Origin of the sequence: Luteibacter sp. NPDC031894, from assembly GCF_050273135.1 — a bacterium.
Taxonomy (GTDB): Bacteria; Pseudomonadota; Gammaproteobacteria; order Xanthomonadales; family Rhodanobacteraceae; genus Luteibacter.
Genome location: NZ_JBNNMV010000017.1, coordinates 1 through 2,541, shown reverse-complemented (window position 1 = coordinate 2,541; position 2,541 = coordinate 1). Strand labels below are relative to the sequence as shown.

The 2,541-nt window shown below is 61.0% G+C and carries 5 protein-coding genes; all 5 read right to left on the bottom strand.

What is annotated here, in order from left to right; genetic code table 11:
• A partial coding sequence (locus ACQKIE_RS19200; protein ID WP_427462170.1) for a hypothetical protein occupies positions 1-189 on the bottom strand: 189 nt, incomplete at its 3' end.
• Complete coding sequence (locus ACQKIE_RS19195) at positions 186-428, bottom strand: hypothetical protein (protein ID WP_427462169.1); 243 nt, start codon at positions 426-428, stop codon at positions 186-188. The genes ACQKIE_RS19200 and ACQKIE_RS19195, both read right to left, overlap by 4 nt.
• A gap of 32 nt (positions 429-460) precedes the next feature.
• Entirely contained in the window at positions 461-736 is a 276-nt protein-coding gene (locus ACQKIE_RS19190; RefSeq protein WP_427462167.1) for a hypothetical protein, read from the bottom strand.
• Complete coding sequence (locus ACQKIE_RS19185; RefSeq protein WP_427462165.1) at positions 736-1,356, bottom strand: lambda exonuclease family protein; 621 nt, start codon at positions 1,354-1,356, stop codon at positions 736-738. The genes ACQKIE_RS19190 and ACQKIE_RS19185 overlap by 1 nt, the downstream gene beginning before the upstream one ends.
• A complete protein-coding gene (locus ACQKIE_RS19180) occupies positions 1,353-2,201 on the bottom strand; it encodes a hypothetical protein (protein WP_427462163.1) in 849 nt (282 codons plus the stop codon). Before ACQKIE_RS19180 ends, ACQKIE_RS19185 begins: the two co-directional genes overlap by 4 nt.
• Positions 2,202-2,541 lie beyond the last annotated feature (340 nt).

The following is a 2,541-nucleotide window of genomic DNA, read 5'->3' as shown; positions in this document are numbered from 1 at the left end:
CTCTCGGCACTTATTGCCGTCGCAGTGCTCAAGTACGTCTGTCACGCAGAATGGAAGGACCGCCTTAAGCACCTCAACAAGCCCCGCGACGTCGGCGTATTCGATATACTGGCCGTCCTTTGCAACGCGCATGACAGCTACGCCACCAATTACGGCGGGCTCATACATCACCACCTTCTCTGTGCTCATGCGCTGGCTCCTAGGCGGGAGAGGGCGGCATCCAACTTCAGTAGCTCGCTTTCCGTGGGATCGTCACTTACGCATCTGGCCGCCTCGATCAACTCGGCCACGGCCTTATGGGCTTCCTCGACATCAGAGACATACAGGTCAGCCCACTTGTTGCCGGGAAGACCCGCCTTCACTGCGAGCGCTGCGGCCAAGCAGCCGTTCAGCACAGCCAGCACATCCACCTTCCTCTCGGTATCCATAGCGGCCTCAGTAGTGGGAGTGGGGGCGGTCATCAGAACGGCACGTCTTCGTCGAAGTTGTTCGACTGCTGCTGGCGTGCCGGGCGATGCCGCTGCTGGCCCTGGTCTTCCTTCTTGTCCTCGGGGAAAAGGCTGATCTTCCCGTCGAACCAGTTGCCCACCGGGACGGCGTGCAGTTCGATGGAGATCCCGCCGTCGTCCCACTGCGTGGCACGGCCGAGGTTCACCCAGGCTTTCTTCTCTTCGCCGTCGCGGGTGGTGTAGGGGCGGCCAGCGGCCACGTTGAAACGCTTGGTCGGGGTGCTCATTAGGCGGCTTCCTTCATTTGGCGGAGTTCTTCAACAATGGCGGACACTTCGGCGTTGGCCTTCTCGCAGGCTTCGCGAAGTTCCTTGATGGCTTTCTCGTCACGGGTTACGCGGGCGATGGCGAGTTGCAGTCCATCGGGGAACCGAGGGTCGAAGCTGGTCACGTCGCACCATTCACGCTCGGCGACCCAAAGCTGGCCCTGCACCTGCCACCGGTATTCAAGGACGTGCATTCCGTCGCGCAGGTAGGCGAGGTGCTTTGCCTGACTAGCAGGGCACTTCAGTTCGACCATGCCGTCATCGTCTACGAGCCCGTCAGGCGACACGCCGACGAAATTCAGATCGCGGCAAACGATGAAACCCACCTCCGTCACCAGATCGCCCGTGTGGGCCTCGTAGGCCCCCCGAGCGATAGGCTCAAGTCCCTTACCCCGACGCATCGCGTCGTTCTCGTAGGTCTGCTCCGGCTGCCCCGTTAGGCGTTCCAGCGCAATCGAGGTGATGAGGTTGGCGCGGGATGCTGACGGCCCGGACTTCGTAATCGCCATCAGGTCCGCAAAGCGCGATCCCGTGAACTTGCCGCAGCGAGCGGCGAACCACTCGGGCGTGCCCTGGTTCATGCGTTGCCCTCCTGATCGGCCAGCATTTCGTCCGCCGAATTGGCGATGCTCTGGAACATGGACACCTTGTCCTTGACCAGTTCGCGCTCGGCCTTGGTCATATCGTCCTTCCAGAAGGCTCGGAAGCTGTCCGTGCCCTTGGCGGCGGCTGCCTTGCACCTCTCGATAGCGGCATCGCGCTCCGGGCTGTCCTCGGGGATGGCCTGCTGGACCGCCTGAGCAACCTTGCTCGGCTGACGGCCCACAATCTCCGCCACCACTTCCTCGGGAAGATCCTCGATGTCTTGCGTGAAGATGTCCGAGGCGGCGGTGGCCGTAATGACTGCATCCACCTGAGCGCGCTTCTTCGCCATCTTGAGGATGGTGTTAGCCACGTCGGCTGGATTCGTGCGTACCTGCTTCTTCTTCTCCACCTTGCCCTGATACTTGGAGAACTTGGTACGACGGCGATTCTCGGGCGTAAGGTCGAATTCCTCGTCGCAGATCGCAGCACGCCATGCGTACTTGTCCTCGTGGCTGCTGCACTCGCCGATGCCAGCGCCAACGAACGTGCCATTGGAAGAAAGGAGGTTCACCGTCACGCGATAGGCCACCTCTCCGTTCTGCGAAAGGTCTTCCACCTCCGGCTTTGCAGCTAGGCGGAACGTTGCCATAAGCTTCTCGGCACCGGCCTTGTAGAGGCTCTTGGACTTCGTGCCCGGAATGGTCCCGTAGTGGGTGCCATCCTTCATGACCTCCATCATCACGTCCTGCATCAGATTGACGTGAGCGCGGACATCGGCGGCGGTCAGCGAGCGGGAGCCATAGGCGTCAACCGCTGGCTGGAATTTAACGACTTGGTTCATTTCAATCTCCACCAGCTACGGGCTGGCACCGGGTTGGTGTTGGGTGGACCGGGCCGGAGGTGATCCCGGCTTGCTACTCGGTACTTGCAAGGTTCCCGGCAAAGGAGCCGGACCTTTCGCACGCCCCGGAACAGTTACCGGCGCATCGCTGCGAATCACCACTTCGCATTCCGGTCCATAAAGCGAATTAGTTGCGCGTTGCTGGTGTAAGGACACGCGCGGGAACCCAGGAGTACGGCACCAGTTAGCGTTAGATGTGGGCCTCAGCCTCGACCCGGGAGATATAAAAGTGGATTCCGTTGGAACATTCGTCCTGCCAGTCCTCGTCGAACGAGTCAGG

Coding starts and splice junctions, on each gene's coding strand:
- ACQKIE_RS19195 (WP_427462169.1), bottom strand. CDS start 428: ATGGATACCGAGAGGAAGGTGGATGTGCTGGCTGTGCTGAACGGCTGC.
- ACQKIE_RS19190 (WP_427462167.1), bottom strand. CDS start 736: ATGAGCACCCCGACCAAGCGTTTCAACGTGGCCGCTGGCCGCCCCTAC.
- ACQKIE_RS19185 (WP_427462165.1), bottom strand. CDS start 1,356: ATGAACCAGGGCACGCCCGAGTGGTTCGCCGCTCGCTGCGGCAAGTTC.
- ACQKIE_RS19180 (WP_427462163.1), bottom strand. CDS start 2,201: ATGAACCAAGTCGTTAAATTCCAGCCAGCGGTTGACGCCTATGGCTCC.